Genomic DNA, 17788 nt, shown 5'->3' with positions numbered 1-17788 from the left:
GTTTCCGCCATGAGCGAACCAGACGTCAAGTCGCATAAAATCGAATTCCCTTGCGACGATTACCCGATCAAGGTAATCGGCGATACCGTTGTCGGCTTCAAGGACACCGTGATCGAAATCCTCAGCAAGCACGCCAAGGTCGACCTTTCCACCCTGGCCGAGCGCCAGAGCAAGGAAGGTAAGTACACCACCGTGCAATTGCACATCGTTGCCGAAAGCGAGAACCAGCTGCACGATATCAACAGCGCCCTGCGCGCTACCGGCATCGTGAAAATGGTGCTTTGATGTCCGCCTGCCTCGGTTTTCGCGAGCTTGGCCTGCAGCCCTACGAACCGGTGCTGGAGGCCATGCGTCGCTTCACCGAGCAGCGCACCCCGGACAGCCAGGATGAAATCTGGCTGGTCGAGCATCCCGCGGTCTTCACCCAGGGCCAGGCTGGCAAGGCCGAGCACCTGCTGGTGCCGGGCGATATCCCGGTGGTGCAGACCGACCGCGGCGGCCAGGTGACCTACCATGGCCCCGGGCAGTTGGTGGCCTACCTGCTGCTGGATGTGCGCCGGCTGGGCTTTGGCGTGCGCGAACTGGTCAGCCGTATCGAGCAGACGCTGGTCGACCTGCTTGCCAGTTACGACGTGCAGGCTTCTGCCAAGCCCGACGCCCCGGGCGTCTATGTCGATGGAGCGAAAATCGCCTCCCTCGGCCTGCGAATTCGCAACGGCCGTTCGTTCCACGGCCTTGCCCTGAACGTGGACATGGACCTTGCGCCATTCCGCCGAATCAACCCCTGCGGCTATGCGGGGCTGGCGATGACCCAGCTGCGCGACCTGGCAGGTCCGATCGAACTCGACGAGGTCAGGACAAGGCTGCGCGGACAGCTGGTCAAGCACCTCGACTACGCTGAGCAGACGACCCTCACGGGCGGAATCGACTGAATATGACAACTGTGCAAGAAGCCGTGCCGAACCTGATACCCACCCAGGATGTCACCCCGCGCCCAGCGCCGAAGAAGGTGGAAGCTGGGGTAAAACTGCGTGGCGCCGAAAAGGTGGCGCGCATCCCGGTGAAGATCATCCCCACCGAAGAGTTGCCGAAAAAGCCTGACTGGATTCGCGTGCGTATTCCGGTATCGCCCGAGGTAGACCGCATCAAGCAACTGCTGCGCAAGCACAAGCTGCACAGCGTGTGTGAAGAGGCTTCCTGCCCGAACCTGGGCGAGTGCTTCTCGGGTGGTACCGCCACCTTCATGATCATGGGTGACATCTGCACCCGTCGTTGCCCGTTCTGTGACGTAGGCCACGGCCGGCCGAAGCCGCTGGACCTGGATGAGCCGAAAAACCTGGCTGTCGCCATTGCCGACCTGCGCCTGAAGTACGTGGTGATCACCTCGGTGGACCGCGACGACCTGCGTGACGGTGGTGCCCAGCACTTCGCCGACTGCATCCGCGAAATCCGTGCGCTGTCGCCGGGCGTGCAGCTGGAAACCCTGGTACCGGACTACCGTGGCCGTATGGACGTCGCGCTGGAAATCACCGCGCAAGAGCCGCCAGATGTGTTCAACCACAACCTGGAAACCGTACCGCGCCTGTACAAGGCTGCGCGTCCGGGCTCGGACTACGACTGGTCGCTGGACCTGCTGCAGAAGTTCAAGCAGATGGTCCCGCATGTACCTACCAAGTCGGGCCTGATGCTCGGCCTGGGCGAGACCGACGAGGAAGTGATCGAAGTGATGCACCGCATGCGCGAGCATGACATCGACATGCTCACCCTCGGCCAGTACCTGCAGCCGTCGCGCAGCCACCTGCCGGTGCAGCGTTTCGTGCACCCGGACACCTTCGCCTGGTTCGCCGAGGAAGGTTACAAGATGGGCTTCAAGAACGTCGCCTCCGGCCCGCTGGTGCGTTCTTCGTACCACGCTGACCAGCAGGCCCACGAAGCCAAGATCAAGCTCTGAGCCTGGTCTGAGGCACGCATGCCGATGCACGCCGAAGGGCGGCATCGGCATTTTTGTTTGTGTACCAAGCGCTGCAAGGAGCCGCAATGAACTGTGCCGAAACCTTACTACCGAGCCTGCCAGCCGCGTTGCCGGCCAACGCCTGCTTTGCCATTGTCGCCCCGGCAGGCGCGGCGCGGCTGGATACGCACAAGGTCAGCCAGTGGTTTGCCGACCGTGGCTACAGCTGCCGCCTGTACCCCGGTGTACACCAGGCCCAGGGCTACCTGGCAGGCTCCGACCAACAGCGTTTGCAAGACTTGCACGATGCCTTTGCCGATCCGGCCATCGACGCCATCCTGTGCATGCGCGGTGGTTACGGCAGCATGCGCCTGCTTGATCGGCTCGACTTTGACCTGATTCGGCGCAACCCCAAGCCGTTGATCGGCTACAGCGACATCACTGCGCTGCACACGGCCATCTATCGGCATGCCGGGCTGATCACCTTCCATGGAGGGATGCTCAATGCCGACCTTCTGGGGGCGAAGTTGCCTCCAACTGAGTCGTCGTTGCTGGCACAGCTGGCTGGGCATGTGCGGGCAGGCGAGCAGATCGTGCACCCGACGGACTATGCCTTGAGCAGTGTATTGGCAGGTGCGGCCAGTGGTCCGCTGCTGGGCGGCAACCTGTCGATGCTGGGTGCGACCATGGGGACGCTGGCCGAGCTGGATACCCAGGGCTGCATTTTGTTTATCGAGGACGTCAACGAGCCGTTGTACCGGGTGGACCGGCTGCTGACGCAGTTGCGTCTGGCGGGCAAGCTGGAAGGGGTAAAGGGCGTGCTGGTTGGGGATTTTGCCGGGATTACCACGGCGGCGCTTGCACCGTTGCTGGAGGAAACCTTTGCGCCTCTGGGGATACCGGTGCTGGCGGGGTGGCGCAGTGGGCATTGCGACCCGAATGTGTGCTTGCCGATGGGGGCTCGGGTGCGGCTGGACAGTAATCAGCAGAGTCTGGTGCTGGAGCAGGATCTGTTCAAGGCTTGAGATTGCCGGGGCCGCGCAGCGGCCCCAAAAATCTCACTGGCTACGCAGGCTCTCAAGCAGCTTGTGGGTCGGATACCCATCCGCCGGCCACCCCAGCCCCTGCTGGGCATTGCGGATAGCCTTGCGGGTATTGGCCCCGATAATGCCATCAGCATTCCCGGCCTCATGCCCGTTGCTGTTCAGCAGGTTCTGCAATTCCATACGCTCGCTGCGGCTCAGCGGCAGGTCTTCCTTCGGCCAGCTGCCAGCAATGAAGCCCCAGCCGCTGAAGCGATCCCCCAGCAAGCTCACCGCCAGCGCGTAGGACGACGAGTTGTTGTACTTGAGGATGGCGCGGAAGTTGTCCAGCACCAGGAACGCCGGCCCGCGTGCGCCAGCCGGCAACAGCAGGGCGGCAGACAGTTGGTTGCTGTTGGCGGGCAACTGCGTGCCTGCCGGCAGTTTCACGCCCATCGCCAGCCACTCGCTCACCGGTTTGCGCAGTGCGCCATCGGCCTGCCAGAAATCGAAACCAGCCGGTACCTGTACCTCGAAGCCCCACGGCTGACCACGCTTCCAGCCCGAGCTCTGCAGGTAGTGCGCGGTCGAAGCCAAGGCATCTGGTGTGCTGTTCCAGATATCGCGGCGGCCATCGCCGTCAAAGTCCACAGCATGGGTGTTGTAGGTGGTCGGGATGAACTGGGTCTGGCCCATGGCGCCGGCCCACGAGCCGCGCATGGCTTCAGGCTGGATATCACCATGCTGGATGATCTGCAGCGCAGCGATCAGCTGGTCCTGGGCGAACTGTGGGCGGCGGCCTTCGTAGGCCAGGGTGGCCAGCGAGCGGATCACCGACTTGTTGCCCTGGAACTGACCGAAGTTGCTTTCCATGCCCCACACCGCGACCAGCACCTGGCGGTCCACGCCATAGCGTTGTTCGATGCGTGTCAGCAACTCGGCATTCTGCTCCAGCAGCTTCTTGCCGTTGCGCACGCGCAGGGGCGACAGGGCGCCTTCGAGGTATTCCCACACCGGGCGGGTGAACTCCGGCTGGCTGCGGTCGGCCTTGATCACGTCCATGTCAGGGGTGACGCCGAGGAACGCGCGGTCGAAGGTGCTGGGTGAAATCCCGGCTTGCAGGGCCTGTTGGCGGAAGCCGGCCTGCCACTGGGCGAAGGTTTGCAGAGGCTGGATTTCAGTGCTGACGTCAGGCGTCGCGCCGGGCACGGTTACCACGGGAGCGGGTTGCGCAGGGGCCAGCGGCAGTGCGTCGGCGGCGGTGGGTTTTTCCGCGCAGGCCACAAGCAGGATGAAGCTGGAGGCCGCGATCAGCTGGCGGGTTTCCCAACGGGGGATAAGACGGAAGAGCATGCACAGATCCAGAATTGCAGGTCAGGTGACGACCATACCATGCCTGCGCTTGCGATGCTTTCATGCAGCCAAAAAGTAGGAAGCCTCCCAATCTCTCGATTGGAAGGCTTCGCGGCGGTAGCTGCCTTTGCCCTTGTTCGGTTGTTCCTGGCGGCAGCGGAACAGCGGTTGGGCAATGATGGACTTGGCCTTGTTGGGGCCGTGCTTTTTCGGCTTTTTGCTCATGGTGCAGGTTCCCGATGGGTGGTTTCGGGGCGCACTGTAGGGGTTGGTGCGGGGTGGGGCCAATTGATTGTGTTTATGGTCGATCGCAGTCCTGTGGGAGCGGGCGTGCCCGCGAACACCGGCGAAGCCGGTGCCATCCACCGCGTCGCCTGATTCGCGGGCACGCCCGCTCCCACAGAGACCCCAGTTATTCCGGAGGTAGCGCCAGGCGCTGGCCAGCCATCAGCAGCGACAGCCGAGCCAGACCCGTCCAGGGCGAGCCCTCGGCCTGGCCTTTGATCTGCGCATCGATACGCTGGGCATCCTGCAACAACTGCGACCAGCGCTGCGCCGACAAACGCTGCAGGGCCTTGCTGACCAGCGGTCGGCGTTTGTCCCAGATCGGCGGCCGGGCCTGGCTGAAGGCTTTGTCCAGCGGCACGCCCTGGCTGAACTGCTGGGCCAGCCCGGCCAGCTGGCGCAACTCACGGGCCAAGGCCCAGAGGATCACTGGCGGCTCCACACCCTCGCCACGCAAGCCTTCGAGCATGCGCAGGGCATGCGCAGCTTCGCCGTTGAGAATGGCGTCCACCAGGCCGAAGACATCGAAGCGGGCGCTATCAGCAACAGCGGCTTGCACGGTTTCCACGGTGATCTGGTTGCCGTCGGCCAGCAGCTTGAGCTTTTCGATTTCCTGCGCGGCTGCCAGCAAGTTGCCTTCCACGCGCGCGGCAATCAGGTCGACAGCGTCACGCTGTGCCGTCAGGCCGGCCTGTTGCAGGCGCTGGTTGATCCACTGCGGCAGTTGATGCACGTCCACCGGCCAGATCTGGATGAACTGGCAATGCGCGCCTTCGATCAACGCCTTGCCCCACTTGGTCTTTTGCGCACTACCGTCGAGCTTGGGCAGGCTGACCAGCAGCAAGGTGTCTTCGGCGGGGTTGGCGCAGTATTCCATCAGTGCGGCGGCACCCTTGTCACCGGGCTTGCCCGAAGGCAGGCGCAGTTCCAGCAGGCGGCGTTGCGCGAACAGCGACAGGCTGGCGCCAGCCTGGAGCAGGGTGCCCCAGTCGAAGTTGGCGTCGGCACTGAACACCTGGCGCTCGTCGAAACCTTGCTGGCGCGCAGCATTACGGATGGCGTCTGCGGCTTCCTGGCATAGCAACGGGTCGTCACCGCTGACCACGTAGACCGGTGCCAAGGTACCTTGCAGGTGTTTGTTGAGTTGGGCGGGGGCAAGTTTCATGGGAAACAGGCGGGGCACCCGAAGGTGCCCCACACGGGCTTAGTTGCCCGGTACTTCCAGCGGCGACTGCTGAGGCGTTTCGGCCTGCTGACGGCGGGCAGCTTCCAGCGCGGCGGCTTCGGCCTGGGCGCGTTCGTCGGCTTTGCGCTGCAGCTCGTCCAGCTGGGACGGGCTCAGCATCTGCAGGCGCACGACCATGGCGTTGACCAGATCGCGGCGCATTTCTTCACGGGCGCGGTTGGCTTCCTGCTCGGAACCGGTGATGTTCGAGCCGTCACGCAGGTAGATCTTGCGTACTTCCAGCTTGTCGCTCATCAGCTCCAGGTTGTTCAGGCCCTGAATGCTGTAGTTCAACACCGTGGTCAGCTCGTACTCGGCGGTACGGTTACCACTGTTGTAGGTGGCCGCGCGCTCGCGCTCCTGTTCGTTGGTCAGTACCAGGCGATACGGTGCGCCAGCATGTACGTTGACGCCGCTGCGCTCCAGTACTTCACGCAGCTGGACCACGGTCGGTCCATAGGCGTTGCGCGCGCTGACATCCATTTCCTTCACGCTCAGCTCGGTAGAGCCGGTGCCGCGCAGCTGGAAACCGCAGGCGCTGAGCATGACCGCCAGGCCGATTACCAGCAAATTGCGTTTGATCATGTTGTTGCTCCCTTGTGGGCCTGTTACGCCCGCCCGCAGTGACTGCGAGCGGGCGCTGCCATCAGTTGGCGACGATGTTGACCAGCTTGCCCGGTACCACGATGACCTTGCGGATGGTCAGGCCATCGATGAAGCGCAGGACGTTCTCGTTGCTGCGGGCAGCGGCTTCGACTTCTTCGCGGCTGGCAGCAGCCGGCATTTCGACCTGGCCACGCAGCTTGCCGTTGACCTGCACCACCAGGGTGATGGTGTCCTGCACCAGGGCTGCTTCGTCGACAGCTGGCCAGCCAGCGTCGATCACGGCCTGCTGGTGGCCCAGTTGCTGCCACAGCTCGTGGGAGATGTGCGGGGTGATCGGTGCCAGCAACAGGGTGACGGCCTCAAGGCCTTCCTGCAGCAGGGCACGGTCCTGTTCGCTGGCCTGCGGGGCCTTTTCCAGCACGTTCATCACGGTCATCACCTGGGCGATGGCGGTGTTGAACTTGTGGAACTGGCCCACGTCGTTGCTGGCCTGCTTGATGGCAGCGTGGATGGCGCGGCGGATGACCTTCTGCGCGTCGTCCAGTGCGGTGACATCCAGCTTGCCCGGCAGGCCCTGGCTGACGTGAGCCTGAGCCAGGCGCCAGACGCGGCGCAGGAAGCGGCTGGCACCTTCGACGCCGGAGTCGGACCATTCCAGGCTCATGTCGGGCGGCGAGGCGAACATCATGAACAGGCGGCAGGTGTCGGCACCGTAGGCTTCGATCATCGACTGTGGGTCGACGCCGTTGTTCTTCGACTTCGACATCTTCTCGGTACCGCCGATTTCCACCGGCAGGCCGTCGGTCTTCAGGCGAGCACCAATGATCTTGGCCTTGGCATCGCGCTCGATCTCGACATCGGCCGGGTTGAACCAGTCCTTGCCGCCGTTGCTGGCCACACGGTAGTAGGTTTCGGCAACGACCATGCCCTGGGTCAGCAGGTTCTTGAACGGCTCGTTCGAGGTAACCAGGCCTTCGTCACGCATCAGCTTGTGGAAGAAGCGCGCGTACAGCAGGTGCAGGATCGCGTGCTCGATACCGCCGATGTACTGGTCGACCGGCAGCCAGTGGTTGGCGGCTTTCGGGTCTACCAGGCCCTTGTCGTAGTTCGGCGAGGCGTAGCGGGCGAAGTACCAGGACGACTCGACGAAGGTGTCCATGGTGTCGGTTTCGCGCTTGGCCGCAGTGCCGCATTTCGGGCAGGTGCACTCGTAGAATTCCGGCATGCGCGCCAGCGGCGAGCCGGCGCCATCCGGCACCACGTTCTCGGGCAGGGTGACCGGCAGCTGGTCTTCCGGCACCGGCACGTCGCCGCAGGACGGGCAGTGGATGATCGGGATCGGGCAGCCCCAGTAGCGCTGGCGGCTGATACCCCAGTCACGCAGGCGGAACTGGGTGCGCGACTTGCCCAGTTCCTTGCGGATCAGGGCGGCTTCGATGGCGTCGAAGGCGCCGGCGAAGTCCAGGCCGTCGAACTCGGCGGAGTTGATCAGCTGGCCGTGCTCGCCATAGGCGGCCTGCCACTCGCTGCCCACTTCATCGCCCGCGCTGGTGCGCACCACGGCCTTGACCGGCAGGTTGTACTTGTGGGCGAACTCGAAGTCGCGCTCGTCGTGGGCCGGCACGGCCATCACGGCGCCATCGCCATAGTGCATCAGCACGTAGTTGGCGACCCATACCGGCAGCTTCTCGCCGGTCAGCGGGTGCTCTACCAGCAGGGAAGTGGCCATGCCTTTCTTCTCCTGGGTGGCCATGTCGGCCTCGGCAACGCTGCCGCTCTTGCACTCGTCGATGAACGCTTGCAGCGCCGGGTTGCCCTGGGCCGCCTGGGTGGCCAGCGGGTGCTCGGCGGCGACGGCGACGTAGGTGGCGCCCATCAGCGTGTCGGGACGGGTGGTGAAGACCTTCAGGGTGCCTTCGTGGCCGATGCTGGCCTGGTCGTACGGGAACTGTACTTCCATGCCGCGCGACTTGCCGATCCAGTTGCGCTGCATGGTCTTGACCTGCTCAGGCCAGCCCGGCAGCTCGTCGAGGCTTTCCAGCAGTTCGTCGGCGTAGTCGGTGATGCGGAAGTAGTACATCGGGATTTCGCGCTTTTCGATCAGCGCGCCCGAACGCCAGCCACGGCCGTCGATGACCTGCTCGTTGGCCAGTACGGTCTGGTCTGCCGGGTCCCAGTTCACGGTACCGTTCTTGCGGTAGATGATGCCTTTCTCGAACAGGCGGGTGAACAGCCACTGCTCCCAACGGTAGTAGTCGGGTTTGCAGGTGGTGACTTCACGTGCCCAGTCGATGGCCAGGCCCAGGCTCTTGAGCTGGGTCTTCATGTAGTCGATGTTTTCGTATGTCCACTTGGCCGGGGCGACGTTGTTTTTCATCGCCGCGTTTTCCGCGGGCATGCCGAATGCGTCCCAGCCCATCGGCTGCAGGACGTTCTTGCCCAGCATGCGCTGGTAACGGGCAATCACGTCGCCGATGGTGTAGTTGCGAACGTGGCCCATGTGTAGCTTGCCGCTCGGGTACGGGAACATCGATAGGCAATAGTAGGTGTCTTTGCCTGGCTGTTCGGTAACAGCGAACGATTGTTGCTCGTCCCAGAACTTCTGGGCGGCGGCTTCGATATCACGGGGCGTGTATTGTTCGTGCATGGCTACTTTTGGCTGAGAGAGAAGAGACCTTGTTCCAGGCAGCGGAACCTCGCTGCGTCCGGCACTCCGGTGTCGTTTAGAGTGAACGCCGTAGCATACAGCAGCGCTGCGCATCGTGGGAAACCTTCGTTGCGAATGGCCGCTGGTCGCAGCACCCGGCTGCTTTTCATGGCGCCGCTAAGCTCAGGTGTGGGGGGAGATATTCTTTATCTTCAATTGAGGTGAACGGATGGGAGAGACGCAGCTACCCGCAATGAAACCGGAGCTTTACGAGCGCCTGATCGACCGGCTTGGCCTGGCACTGGAAGTGGCAAGGACCTCGGTACGATTGCGCGACGAGATGCCAGCCGAGCTGGAGTTGCGTGGCCTGAGCCACGCAGAGTTCGAAGTGATCAAGGCTTACCTGGAATCCCTCCCGGAGCGCCACAATGCCTCTGTCGGCAGTTACCCGCAAGCGGAGCCGACATCGGCCAAGATCATCTGGCTCAAGGACAAGAAACGCCCCGCCAATACGGCGAGATCCAGGACGCTGCCACATCGCTAGCCGTTCAGGACGCCAGGCGCGGGCTATCGCGCGCCGGTTCTTCACTATCACACAACTCACGATCGGCGCCGGCCGCACCCTTGTTGACCGGCGCCGATCCTTCTAGGCTGCACGCCTGCCAAGGAGGTGTGGCCGATGCCGATCCGATTCTTCATCAAACAATGGCTGATGCCGCCGGGCATCCTGTTTCTGCTGCTGCTTGCGGCGTGGTGGCTGCGTGCACGTCGGCCACGGTTGGCGGCGCTGTGCTTTGCCGTGGGGCTTGGTGGCCTGTGGCTGATGAGTTTACCGCTGGTGGTGCAGGAAACCGCCCATAGGCTGGAAAGCGAGCCTCCGTTGGCTGTAAACGACTGGGCCGCTCTTGCGCGGCGGGCAGATGCCATTGTGGTGCTGGGCGCAGGGCGTGAGCGCGGCGACCCGGCCTGGGGCGGTAGCGACCAGCCCACGGCCACGGCTTTGGAGCGCATGCGTTTTGCTGCGCAGTTGGCCAAGGCGTCAGGCCTTCCGGTGCTGACCAGTGGAGGGTTGCACTATGGCACGCCGCCGAGTGAGGCGCGGTTGATGGCTGATCGCCTGCATGAAGACTTTGCTGTTGACGTGAAGTGGCGCGAAGAGGCCAGCCGCACGACCTGGGAAAATGCCCAGTTCACGGCCAAGGTGCTGCAGCCGTTGGGGATTCGCCGTGTGGTGGTGGTGACACAGGCCTGGCATATGCAGCGCTCGCGCTGGAGCTTCGAGCAGGCGGGGTTCGAGGTGGTGCCGGCGCCGGTGGGGTTCCTGGGGCAGGATCATGCGCGGCCGTTTGGCGGGTTGCTGCCGGAGAGCCGGGCGATGTGGCAGAGCGGGCAGTTGTTTAATGAGGTGGTGGGGTTGGTGGGGTATCGGATTTTCTATTGAGCCTTGCATCTTCTGTGCAGGCCTCTTCGCGGGCAAGCCCGCTCCCACAGGTACTGCACATGCCTTCCAGGCTGTGAAAATCCTGTGGGAGCGGGCTTGCCCGCGAAGAGGCCGCTACAGGAAAACTCAGACGGTTTTGGCGATGCGCCCAGCCAGCAATGCCCAGCCCAGCAACAGTACACAGACAATCGCCAACGGCCACGAACGCCATTGCAGGTAAGGCGTCAGTTGTTGCATCGGCACCACCTCACCATACAGCACCGCCTGCTGGAACTGCGGAATCTGCGTGGTAATACGGCCAAACGGGTCGATCAGCGCGGTCACGCCGTTGTTGGTGGCTCGGATCATCCAGCGGCCGGCTTCCAGTGCGCGCATCTGTGCCATCTGCAGGTGCTGCAGGGGGCCGATCGAGGTGCCGAACCAGGTGTCGTTGCTGATAGTCAGCAGCAGGTCGCTGCGTGCCGCCAGGCCAGCGGCAAACTCGGGGTAGACCACTTCGTAGCAGATGTACGGCGCAATCTGGTAACCCTTGGCCTGCAGCAGTGGCTGGTCTTCCGGCCCACGGGCGAAGTCCGACATGGGCAGGTTGAAGAACTCGATGGCGCCACGCAGCATATCCTGCAGCGGTACGTACTCGCCAAACGGCACCAGCTTCTGCTTGAGGTAGGTGCCGTCACCTTCACCGGTCACGGTGATGCCGTTGTAGTAGCGGCGTTGATGGTGCACCACTTCCCGCACTGGCACGCCGGTGATCAGCGCCGAATGCCGCTCGGCAGCAAAACGGCCCATCACGTCGATGTAGCCTTGGGCCTGGTCCTTGAGCACCGGCACTGCCGTTTCTGGCCACACCAGCAGATCCACGGGCTTTGAGCTGAGGCTCAGGTCACGGTACAGCGCCAGCTGCGCGTCGATGTGCGCAGGGTCCCATTTCAGGTCTTGCTCGACGTTGCCCTGAATGGCCGCCACTTTCAACGGGTCACCTACCGGTTTGGTCCAGGCGTGGCCCTTGAGCGCCAGGCCCAGCGCCCATGGGGCCAACAACAGCAGGCAGCCCACGGCCAGGAAGGAGGGGCGGGCACGCAGGCGGTGCAGGTTGCACAGCAGGGCAGCAGTGAGCGCCAGCGTGAAGGAAATCAGCCACACGCCACCCAGCGGCGCCAGGCCGGCCAGCGGGCCGTCCAGCTGGCTGTAGCCGGCGTAAAGCCAGGGGAAACCGGTCAGGAACCAGCCGCGGAAGGCCTCTTGCAGCAGCCACAGTGCAGCGAAGCACAGGGCATCGGCCAGCGGCGCTTCGTTGCGCCGTAGCCAGCGTGCCCACAGCCAGGTAGGCAAGGCAAAGAACCAGGCCAATGCGGCGAAGAACGCCAGCAGCAGCAGAATCGCCAGCAGCGGCGAGGCGCCGCCGTAGGTGTTCATGCTGACGTAAATCCACCAGGTGCCGGCGCCATACAGGCCAAAACCGAACCACCAGCCACGCCACATGGCCTGGCGCGGGCTGAGCTCGCGCAGGCCAAGGTAGAGCATGGCGATGGACAACACGGCCAGCGGCCAGATGTCGAACGGCGCCAGGGCCAGGAGTGTGGAGGCACCGGCCGCCAGGGCCAGCAGGTTACCGGGCCAGCCGGGGCGGGTGATCCAACGCATGTTTGTCCTTAACGGGTGATCGGGGTCAGGCGCAGCAAGTGTATCCGCCGGCTGTCGGCGTTGAGAATACGGAACTTGTAAGACCCGATCTCGGTAGTTTCGTTGCGCTTGGGCAGGTGGCCGAAGGCGCTCATCACCAGGCCGCCGACCGTGTCGAACTCGTCATCGGAGAACTCGCTGTCGAAGAACTCGTTGAAGTTGTCGATCGGGGTAAGCGCCTTCACCAGGAAGTCACCGCTGGGCAGCGGCTTGATGTAGCTGTCTTCCTCGACGTCGTGCTCATCCTCGATGTCGCCAACGATCTGCTCCAGCACGTCCTCGATGGTCACCAGGCCCGCCACACCGCCGTATTCGTCGATGACGATGGCCATGTGGTTATGGTTGGCACGGAACTCGCGCAGCAACACGTTCAGGCGCTTGGACTCGGGCACGAAGGTGGCCGGGCGCAGCAGGTCCTTGATGTTGAAGCTGTCGCCGTTTTCCTTGAGGATCAGCGGCAGCAGGTCTTTGGCGAGCAGGATCCCGAGTACGTCGTCGTGGCTTTCGCCGATTACCGGGTAGCGCGAGTGCGCGGCGTCGATCACCGCCGGCAGGAATTCACGCGGCGACTGGCTGGCCTTGATGCTGATCATCTGCGAACGCGGGACCATGATGTCGCGAACCTGCAGGTCGGCGACCTGGATGGCGCCTTCGACGATGGTCAGTGCTTCGCTGTCCAGCAGCTTGTTCTGGTGGGCTTCGCGCAGCAGCTCAAGCAGCTCCTGGCGGTTTTTCGGCTCATGGGCAAAAGCCTGGGTCAGTTTACCCAGCCAGGACTTCTGCCCGTTGCTCGATCGATCTTCGCTCATGGCGGTTCTCGTGATCCTTCGTGTTTCAGTGTGTGATTGAGTCGGTTTCATCGTCGGCGTACGGGTCGGGGTGACCCAGTTCTGCCAGCAATTCCCGTTCCAGGCTTTCCATTTCCTCGGCTTCCTCATCCTCGATGTGGTCGTAGCCGAGCAGGTGCAGGCAACCGTGCATGACCAGGTGTGCCCAGTGCGCTTCGAGCGACTTGCCCTGTTCGGCCGCTTCGCGCTCGACCACCGCCACGCAGATCACCAAGTCGCCCAGCAGCGGGATATCGAGCAGGTCGTCAGGCACGTCGGCCGGGAACGACAGCACGTTGGTCGCGTAGTCCTTGTGCCGGTAGGTGTGGTTCAGCTCGCGGCCTTCGGCTTCGTCGACCAGGCGAATGGTCATTTCCGAGTCGGCACTGCGCTGGCGCAGGGCCAGTTCGCACCAGCGGCGGAAGGCAGCGTCATCCGGGGCGGCAGCGTCCGTGGCCCGTTGAATATCAAGTTCAAGCATCTTTGCCGGGCGCCTCGGGATTGGCCTGGCGGGCTTCGAAGCGGTCGTAGGCTTCGACAATGCGCTGCACCAGTGGGTGACGAACCACATCTTTGGGTTGGAAGTGGGTAAAGCTGATACCCGGAACGTCTTTCAGCACCTCGATGACGTGTGCCAGGCCCGACTTGGTGCCACGTGGCAGGTCGACCTGGGTGATGTCGCCGGTAATCACCGCCGTGGAGCCGAAACCGATGCGGGTGAGGAACATTTTCATCTGTTCCAGCGTGGTGTTCTGGCTTTCGTCGAGGATGATGAAGCTGTTGTTCAGGGTGCGGCCACGCATGTAGGCCAGCGGGGCGATCTCGATCACCTGGCGCTCGATCAGCTTGGCCACGTGTTCGAAGCCGAGCATTTCGTACAGGGCGTCGTACAGCGGGCGCAGGTACGGGTCGATCTTCTGCGCCAGGTCGCCGGGCAGGAAGCCGAGCTTTTCGCCCGCCTCGACCGCCGGGCGTACCAGCAGGATGCGGCGTACCTGTTCACGCTCCAGTGCGTCCACGGCACAGGCCACGGCCAGGTAGGTCTTGCCGGTACCGGCCGGCCCGATGCCGAAGTTGATGTCGTTGGCCAGGATTTCCTTCACGTAGCGCTGCTGGTTGAGCCCGCGCGGGCGAATGTTGCCCTTGCGCGTACGCAGCGACACGCTGACCTCGTTGACGGCCGGGTTGTCAATGTTCTCGACGGCCGACTCCTGCAGGTACAGGTGTACGGTTTCCGGCGACAGGTCGGTGGCCTTGGTCTCGCGGTAGAGACGGCGCAGCAGCTGTTCGGCAGCGGAAGTGGTCTTGGGTTCGCCGATCAGTTCGAACTGATTGCCGCGGTTGCGGATTTCGATGGCCAGGCGCTGTTCGATCAGGCGCAGGTGCTCGTCGAACTGGCCGCACAGGTTGGCGAAACGGTGGGCCTCGAAGGGCTCGAGGATGAAACGATGGGGTTCTATGGGTGCGTTCAAGGTCGTTTTTAGCCGCTCGACGGCAATGGATGTGAACTCAAGAATAACCCTTGAATGGCAGTGGCGAAAGCACTGAAACGTTCAACGGTATGTAGGGCCGGTACAGCCGACACAGATCAGCAAACCTGTCTGCTATGATGCCCGCCTTTTCTTACGCATGTGTTATCCCGCCGAACATGAGCAAACGCGAACCTGCCATCTATAAAGTGATCTTCCTCAACCAGGGGCAGGTCTTCGAGATGTATGCCAAGCAGATCTACCAGAGCGACCTGTGGGGCTTTCTGGAAATCGAGGAGTTCGTGTTCGGCGAGCGCTCGCAACTGGTGGTGGACCCGAGCGAGGAAAAGCTCAAGAGCCAGTTCGAGGGGGTAGTCCGCAGTTTTGTGCCGATGCACTCGATCGTGCGCATCGATGAGGTGGAGCGCCTGGGCACGGCCAAGATCAGCGAAGCCAAGGGCGGAGGCAATGTCATGCCGTTCCCGATGCCGATGCCGGAAAAGTAAGCCTCAGGGGAGCGGCGAGAACGGCGTACGCCCTTCGGCGTTCTGCAGTTCCAGCAGGTACTTGCGGAAGATCTGGCCGAGCACCTGAGTGGCGTGTTCAAGCTCGTCGCGGGGCATTTGCTCGGTCACTTCGTCGGCCATGTCCAGCGCATCTTCTGCGCCGTTGACGGCGGCCATCTTCAGCAGAATGTAGGCCTGCACGTTGTTGGCCTTGACCCCTTCGCCATGGAAGAACATGGCCCCCAGGCGGTACTGCGCGTCGGCGTGGCCTTGCAGCGAAGCTTTCTGGAACCAGTCCAGGGCTTTGTCGAGGTTTTTTGGCGTTTGCGTGTAGAAGTACTCGCCCAGTTCGAACTGTGCCTGGGCATCCCCTGCGGTTGCCGTCTGCTCGCAGGCCTTGAGGGCGTTTGCCAGGTCTTCTGGCTGGACGTTCAAGGTGCAGCGGCCCGTTGCTGGAATGAGCAACGAGTTACCGCCCTCCGCCAGGGCCAGCAGGGGCTGAAGAAGCAACAGGCAGCCCAATGTCAGGGCGCGGCCGGTGCGGTTCATGGGGATCGACTTACCTCTGCAAAGCTGCGGCCAATGTCTCTGGTGGCACATTATGGGATAAGCAGCGCCAACCTTACAAAGTTTTACTCGAATTTCTGCTTGGTTGGGGAAGTCAGCTGATTGTGCTGGGCCATTTGTTGTCTGTACCGGCCTCTGTGGGAGCGGCCTTGCGTCGCGAAAGGGCTGCGAAGCAGCCCCAGCAATTTGTGCATTTTTGCTGAAATCCTGGGGCCGCTTTGCGGCCCTTTCGCGACGCAAGGCCGCTCCCACAAAAAGCCGGTGCAGCGTTTTACTTCAGGGCAGCAAAGGCCTTTTCAGCCGCATCGAGGGTGATCTGCAACTCTTTGTCGCCATGGGCGATGGAGGTGAAGCCTGCCTCGAATGCGCTTGGTGCCAGGTACACGCCACCGTCCAGCATCAAATGGAAGAAGCGCTTGAAGCGCTCGGCATCGCTGGCCATCACGTCTTCGAAGGTGACGATGTCGTCGGCGCCGCTGAAGTACAGGCCGAACATGGCACCGGCCTGGGTGGTGACGAACGGTATGCCAGCGGCATCGGCGCGCTGTTGCAGGCCGTCGAGCATGCGGCTGGTGTAGTCGGTCAGCTCGGCATGGAAGCCTGGGCGGCTGATCAGCTTCAGCGTGGTCAGGCCGGCGGCCATGGCCAGCGGGTTGCCCGACAGGGTGCCGGCCTGGTAGACCGGGCCAAGCGGGGCGATGCAGCCCATGATCTCGCGCTTGCCGCCGAAGCAGCCGACCGGCATGCCGCCACCGACGATCTTGCCGAAGGTGGACAGGTCCGGCTTGATGCCGTAGTGGCCCTGGGCGCCGCCCAGGGAAACGCGGAAGCCGGTCATCACTTCGTCGAAGATCAGCACCACGCCGTGCTTGTCGCACTGCTCGCGCAGGCCTTCGAGGAAGCCAGGTGCCGGCGGTACGCAGTTCATGTTGCCCGCCACCGGCTCGACGATGATGCAGGCCACGGTCTGGCCGACGTCGGCCAGGGTCTTCTCGACGGCGGCGATGTCGTTGAACGGCAGGGTCAGGGTGTGCTTGGCGAAGTCGGCCGGTACGCCCGCCGAGCTTGGCACGCCCTGGGTCAGCAGGCCGGAACCGGCTTTTACCAGCAGGCTGTCGGAGTGGCCGTGGTAGCAGCCTTCGAACTTGATGATGGCATCACGGCCGGTGTAGCCACGGGCCAGGCGGATGGCGCTCATGGTGGCCTCGGTGCCCGAGCTGACCATACGCACCATTTCCATGGACGGTACCAGCGAGCAGACCAGGTCGGCCATGTCGGTTTCCATGGCGGTCGGTGCGCCATAGGACAGGCCATGCTCCAGCTGCTTGCGTACCGACTCCAGCACGTCCGGGTGGCCGTGGCCGAGGATCATCGGGCCCCAGGAGCCGACATAGTCGACATAGCGCTTGTCGTCCTCGTCAACGACGTAGGCGCCTTCGGCATGCTTGAAGAACAGCGGCGTGCCGCCCACGCTTTTGAAAGCGCGCACTGGCGAGTTGACGCCACCGGGGATGTGCTTCTGGGCTTTGGCGAACAGGTCTTCAGAACGGGACATGAAAAAATTCTCTCGAAATCAGGATGCGAACAAAGCGTTGAAGGCGCGGGCGCGGCGGGTAACTTCCTGCGCGCTGTCGGCACCGAACAGGCCGTGGATCACCGCCAGCAGGTCGGCGCCGTGGGCGACCAGCGGGGCGGCGTTGTCGAGGGTGATGCCGCCGATCACCGCGATCGGCAGTTTCACCTGGGCGCGTGCCTGCTCCAGCAGTTGGACGTTGGCAGCGGGTGCACCCGGCTTGGTGACGGAATTGAAGAAGCGGCCAAAGGCCACGTAGCTGGCCCCTTCGCTGGCGGCCTGGGCGGCCAGGTCGAGGCTGGCGTGGCAGGTGGAGCCGATGATTGCGTGGCGGCCGAGCAGGGCACGGGCCGGGGTCAGCGGGCCATCGGTCTGGCCCAGGTGCACGCCGACGCCCAGGCGTGCGGCCAGTTCGGCGTCGTCGTTGATGAGCAGTTGGGTGCCGTAGCGCTCGCAGAGCTTCATCAGCCCTTCGGCTTCGCGCAGGCGGCGCGCGGCGTCGTCGCTTTTGTCGCGGTACTGCAGCAGGCACACGCCGCCTTCCAGTGCCGCCTCGACATGGGACAGGAAACGGCCGGCGAGCAGCTGGCTGTCGGTGATGGCGTACAGACCGCGTAGCTTCATGGAAGGCCT

Annotated in this window: 19 protein-coding genes; 7 read left to right on the top strand and 12 right to left on the bottom strand. The window is 63.4% G+C overall.

Annotation, left to right across the window (positions count from 1 at the left end; translation table 11 throughout):
• Window positions 1-9 precede the first annotated feature (9 nt).
• The 4 genes from A0O30_RS09120 to A0O30_RS09105 all read left to right on the top strand — a co-directional run bounded on the left by A0O30_RS09120 (window position 10) and on the right by A0O30_RS09105 (window position 2976).
• Complete coding sequence (locus tag A0O30_RS09120) at window positions 10-285, top strand: DUF493 domain-containing protein (RefSeq protein ID WP_003249736.1); 276 nt, start codon at window positions 10-12, stop codon at window positions 283-285.
• Complete coding sequence (lipB, locus tag A0O30_RS09115) at window positions 285-932, top strand: lipoyl(octanoyl) transferase LipB (RefSeq protein WP_019098023.1); 648 nt, start codon at window positions 285-287, stop codon at window positions 930-932. The genes A0O30_RS09120 and lipB overlap by 1 nt, the downstream gene beginning before the upstream one ends.
• Before the next feature lie 2 nt (window positions 933-934).
• Window positions 935-1951 (top strand): lipoyl synthase, encoded by a 1017-nt coding sequence (lipA, locus tag A0O30_RS09110; protein WP_016712182.1) that lies wholly within the window; start codon window positions 935-937, stop codon window positions 1949-1951.
• 86 nt (window positions 1952-2037) lie between these two features.
• Complete coding sequence (locus A0O30_RS09105) at window positions 2038-2976, top strand: LD-carboxypeptidase (RefSeq protein ID WP_105946267.1); 939 nt, start codon at window positions 2038-2040, stop codon at window positions 2974-2976.
• A 33-nt stretch (window positions 2977-3009) separates the two neighbouring features.
• Here A0O30_RS09105 and A0O30_RS09100 read toward each other — a convergent pair whose 3' ends face one another.
• From A0O30_RS09100 to leuS, 5 genes are all read right to left on the bottom strand, one after another.
• Window positions 3010-4326: a lytic murein transglycosylase gene (locus tag A0O30_RS09100; protein WP_105946266.1), complete on the bottom strand. Its 1317-nt coding sequence runs from the start codon at window positions 4324-4326 to the stop codon at window positions 3010-3012.
• 60 nt (window positions 4327-4386) lie between these two features.
• Window positions 4387-4551 carry an alternative ribosome rescue factor ArfA gene (gene arfA, locus A0O30_RS09095; protein ID WP_003257578.1) on the bottom strand — a complete coding sequence of 55 codons (165 nt, stop codon included), beginning with the start codon at window positions 4549-4551 and terminating at the stop codon, window positions 4387-4389.
• Between the two features lie 187 nt (window positions 4552-4738).
• Window positions 4739-5776, bottom strand: a complete 1038-nt coding sequence (gene holA / locus A0O30_RS09090) for a DNA polymerase III subunit delta (RefSeq protein WP_105946265.1) — start codon at window positions 5774-5776, stop codon at window positions 4739-4741.
• Window positions 5777-5815: 39 nt separating this feature from the next.
• The gene (gene lptE, locus A0O30_RS09085) at window positions 5816-6421 is read right to left on the bottom strand and encodes an LPS assembly lipoprotein LptE (RefSeq protein ID WP_016712177.1); all 606 of its coding nucleotides are present in this window, start codon (window positions 6419-6421) and stop codon (window positions 5816-5818) included.
• A gap of 61 nt (window positions 6422-6482) precedes the next feature.
• Window positions 6483-9089 (bottom strand): leucine--tRNA ligase, encoded by a 2607-nt coding sequence (leuS, locus tag A0O30_RS09080; protein WP_105946264.1) that lies wholly within the window; start codon window positions 9087-9089, stop codon window positions 6483-6485.
• A 229-nt stretch (window positions 9090-9318) separates the two neighbouring features.
• On the opposite strand from leuS, the gene A0O30_RS09075 reads away from it, so the two are divergent.
• Window positions 9319-9633: a hypothetical protein gene (locus A0O30_RS09075; protein WP_019098017.1), complete on the top strand. Its 315-nt coding sequence runs from the start codon at window positions 9319-9321 to the stop codon at window positions 9631-9633.
• Window positions 9634-9768: 135 nt separating this feature from the next.
• The gene (locus A0O30_RS09070; protein WP_105946263.1) at window positions 9769-10530 is read left to right on the top strand and encodes a YdcF family protein; all 762 of its coding nucleotides are present in this window, start codon (window positions 9769-9771) and stop codon (window positions 10528-10530) included.
• Window positions 10531-10656: 126 nt separating this feature from the next.
• Here the strand turns inward: A0O30_RS09070 and lnt are convergent, their stop codons facing one another.
• The 4 genes from lnt to A0O30_RS09050 are packed head-to-tail and all read right to left on the bottom strand — an operon-like array spanning window position 10657 to window position 14512.
• A complete protein-coding gene (gene lnt / locus A0O30_RS09065) occupies window positions 10657-12174 on the bottom strand; it encodes an apolipoprotein N-acyltransferase (protein WP_105946262.1) in 1518 nt (505 codons plus the stop codon).
• Window positions 12175-12182: 8 nt separating this feature from the next.
• Window positions 12183-13022 (bottom strand): HlyC/CorC family transporter, encoded by an 840-nt coding sequence (locus A0O30_RS09060; RefSeq protein ID WP_016712172.1) that lies wholly within the window; start codon window positions 13020-13022, stop codon window positions 12183-12185.
• Window positions 13023-13047: 25 nt separating this feature from the next.
• Window positions 13048-13521 (bottom strand): rRNA maturation RNase YbeY, encoded by a 474-nt coding sequence (gene ybeY / locus A0O30_RS09055; protein ID WP_105946261.1) that lies wholly within the window; start codon window positions 13519-13521, stop codon window positions 13048-13050.
• Window positions 13514-14512: a PhoH family protein gene (locus tag A0O30_RS09050; RefSeq protein WP_105946260.1), complete on the bottom strand. Its 999-nt coding sequence runs from the start codon at window positions 14510-14512 to the stop codon at window positions 13514-13516. Before A0O30_RS09050 ends, ybeY begins: the two co-directional genes overlap by 8 nt.
• 176 nt (window positions 14513-14688) lie before the next feature.
• On the opposite strand from A0O30_RS09050, the gene A0O30_RS09045 reads away from it, so the two are divergent.
• Window positions 14689-15015 (top strand): DUF1820 family protein, encoded by a 327-nt coding sequence (locus A0O30_RS09045; RefSeq protein WP_060498505.1) that lies wholly within the window; start codon window positions 14689-14691, stop codon window positions 15013-15015.
• Window positions 15016-15018: 3 nt separating this feature from the next.
• Here A0O30_RS09045 and A0O30_RS09040 read toward each other — a convergent pair whose 3' ends face one another.
• The 3 genes from A0O30_RS09040 to thiE form a co-directional block, all read right to left on the bottom strand.
• A complete protein-coding gene (locus A0O30_RS09040; RefSeq protein ID WP_016712168.1) occupies window positions 15019-15564 on the bottom strand; it encodes a tetratricopeptide repeat protein in 546 nt (181 codons plus the stop codon).
• Window positions 15565-15853: 289 nt separating this feature from the next.
• Window positions 15854-17137 carry a glutamate-1-semialdehyde 2,1-aminomutase gene (gene hemL, locus A0O30_RS09035; RefSeq protein ID WP_019098013.1) on the bottom strand — a complete coding sequence of 428 codons (1284 nt, stop codon included), beginning with the start codon at window positions 17135-17137 and terminating at the stop codon, window positions 15854-15856.
• Between the two features lie 18 nt (window positions 17138-17155).
• The gene (thiE, locus tag A0O30_RS09030; RefSeq protein ID WP_105946259.1) at window positions 17156-17779 is read right to left on the bottom strand and encodes a thiamine phosphate synthase; all 624 of its coding nucleotides are present in this window, start codon (window positions 17777-17779) and stop codon (window positions 17156-17158) included.
• Window positions 17780-17788: the final 9 nt, after the last annotated feature.

The sequence above is a fragment of the Pseudomonas sp. LLC-1 genome (assembly GCF_002992185.1).
Taxonomy (GTDB): Bacteria; Pseudomonadota; Gammaproteobacteria; order Pseudomonadales; family Pseudomonadaceae; genus Aquipseudomonas; species Aquipseudomonas monteilii.
This window is presented reverse-complemented; position numbering and strand designations above follow the sequence as displayed.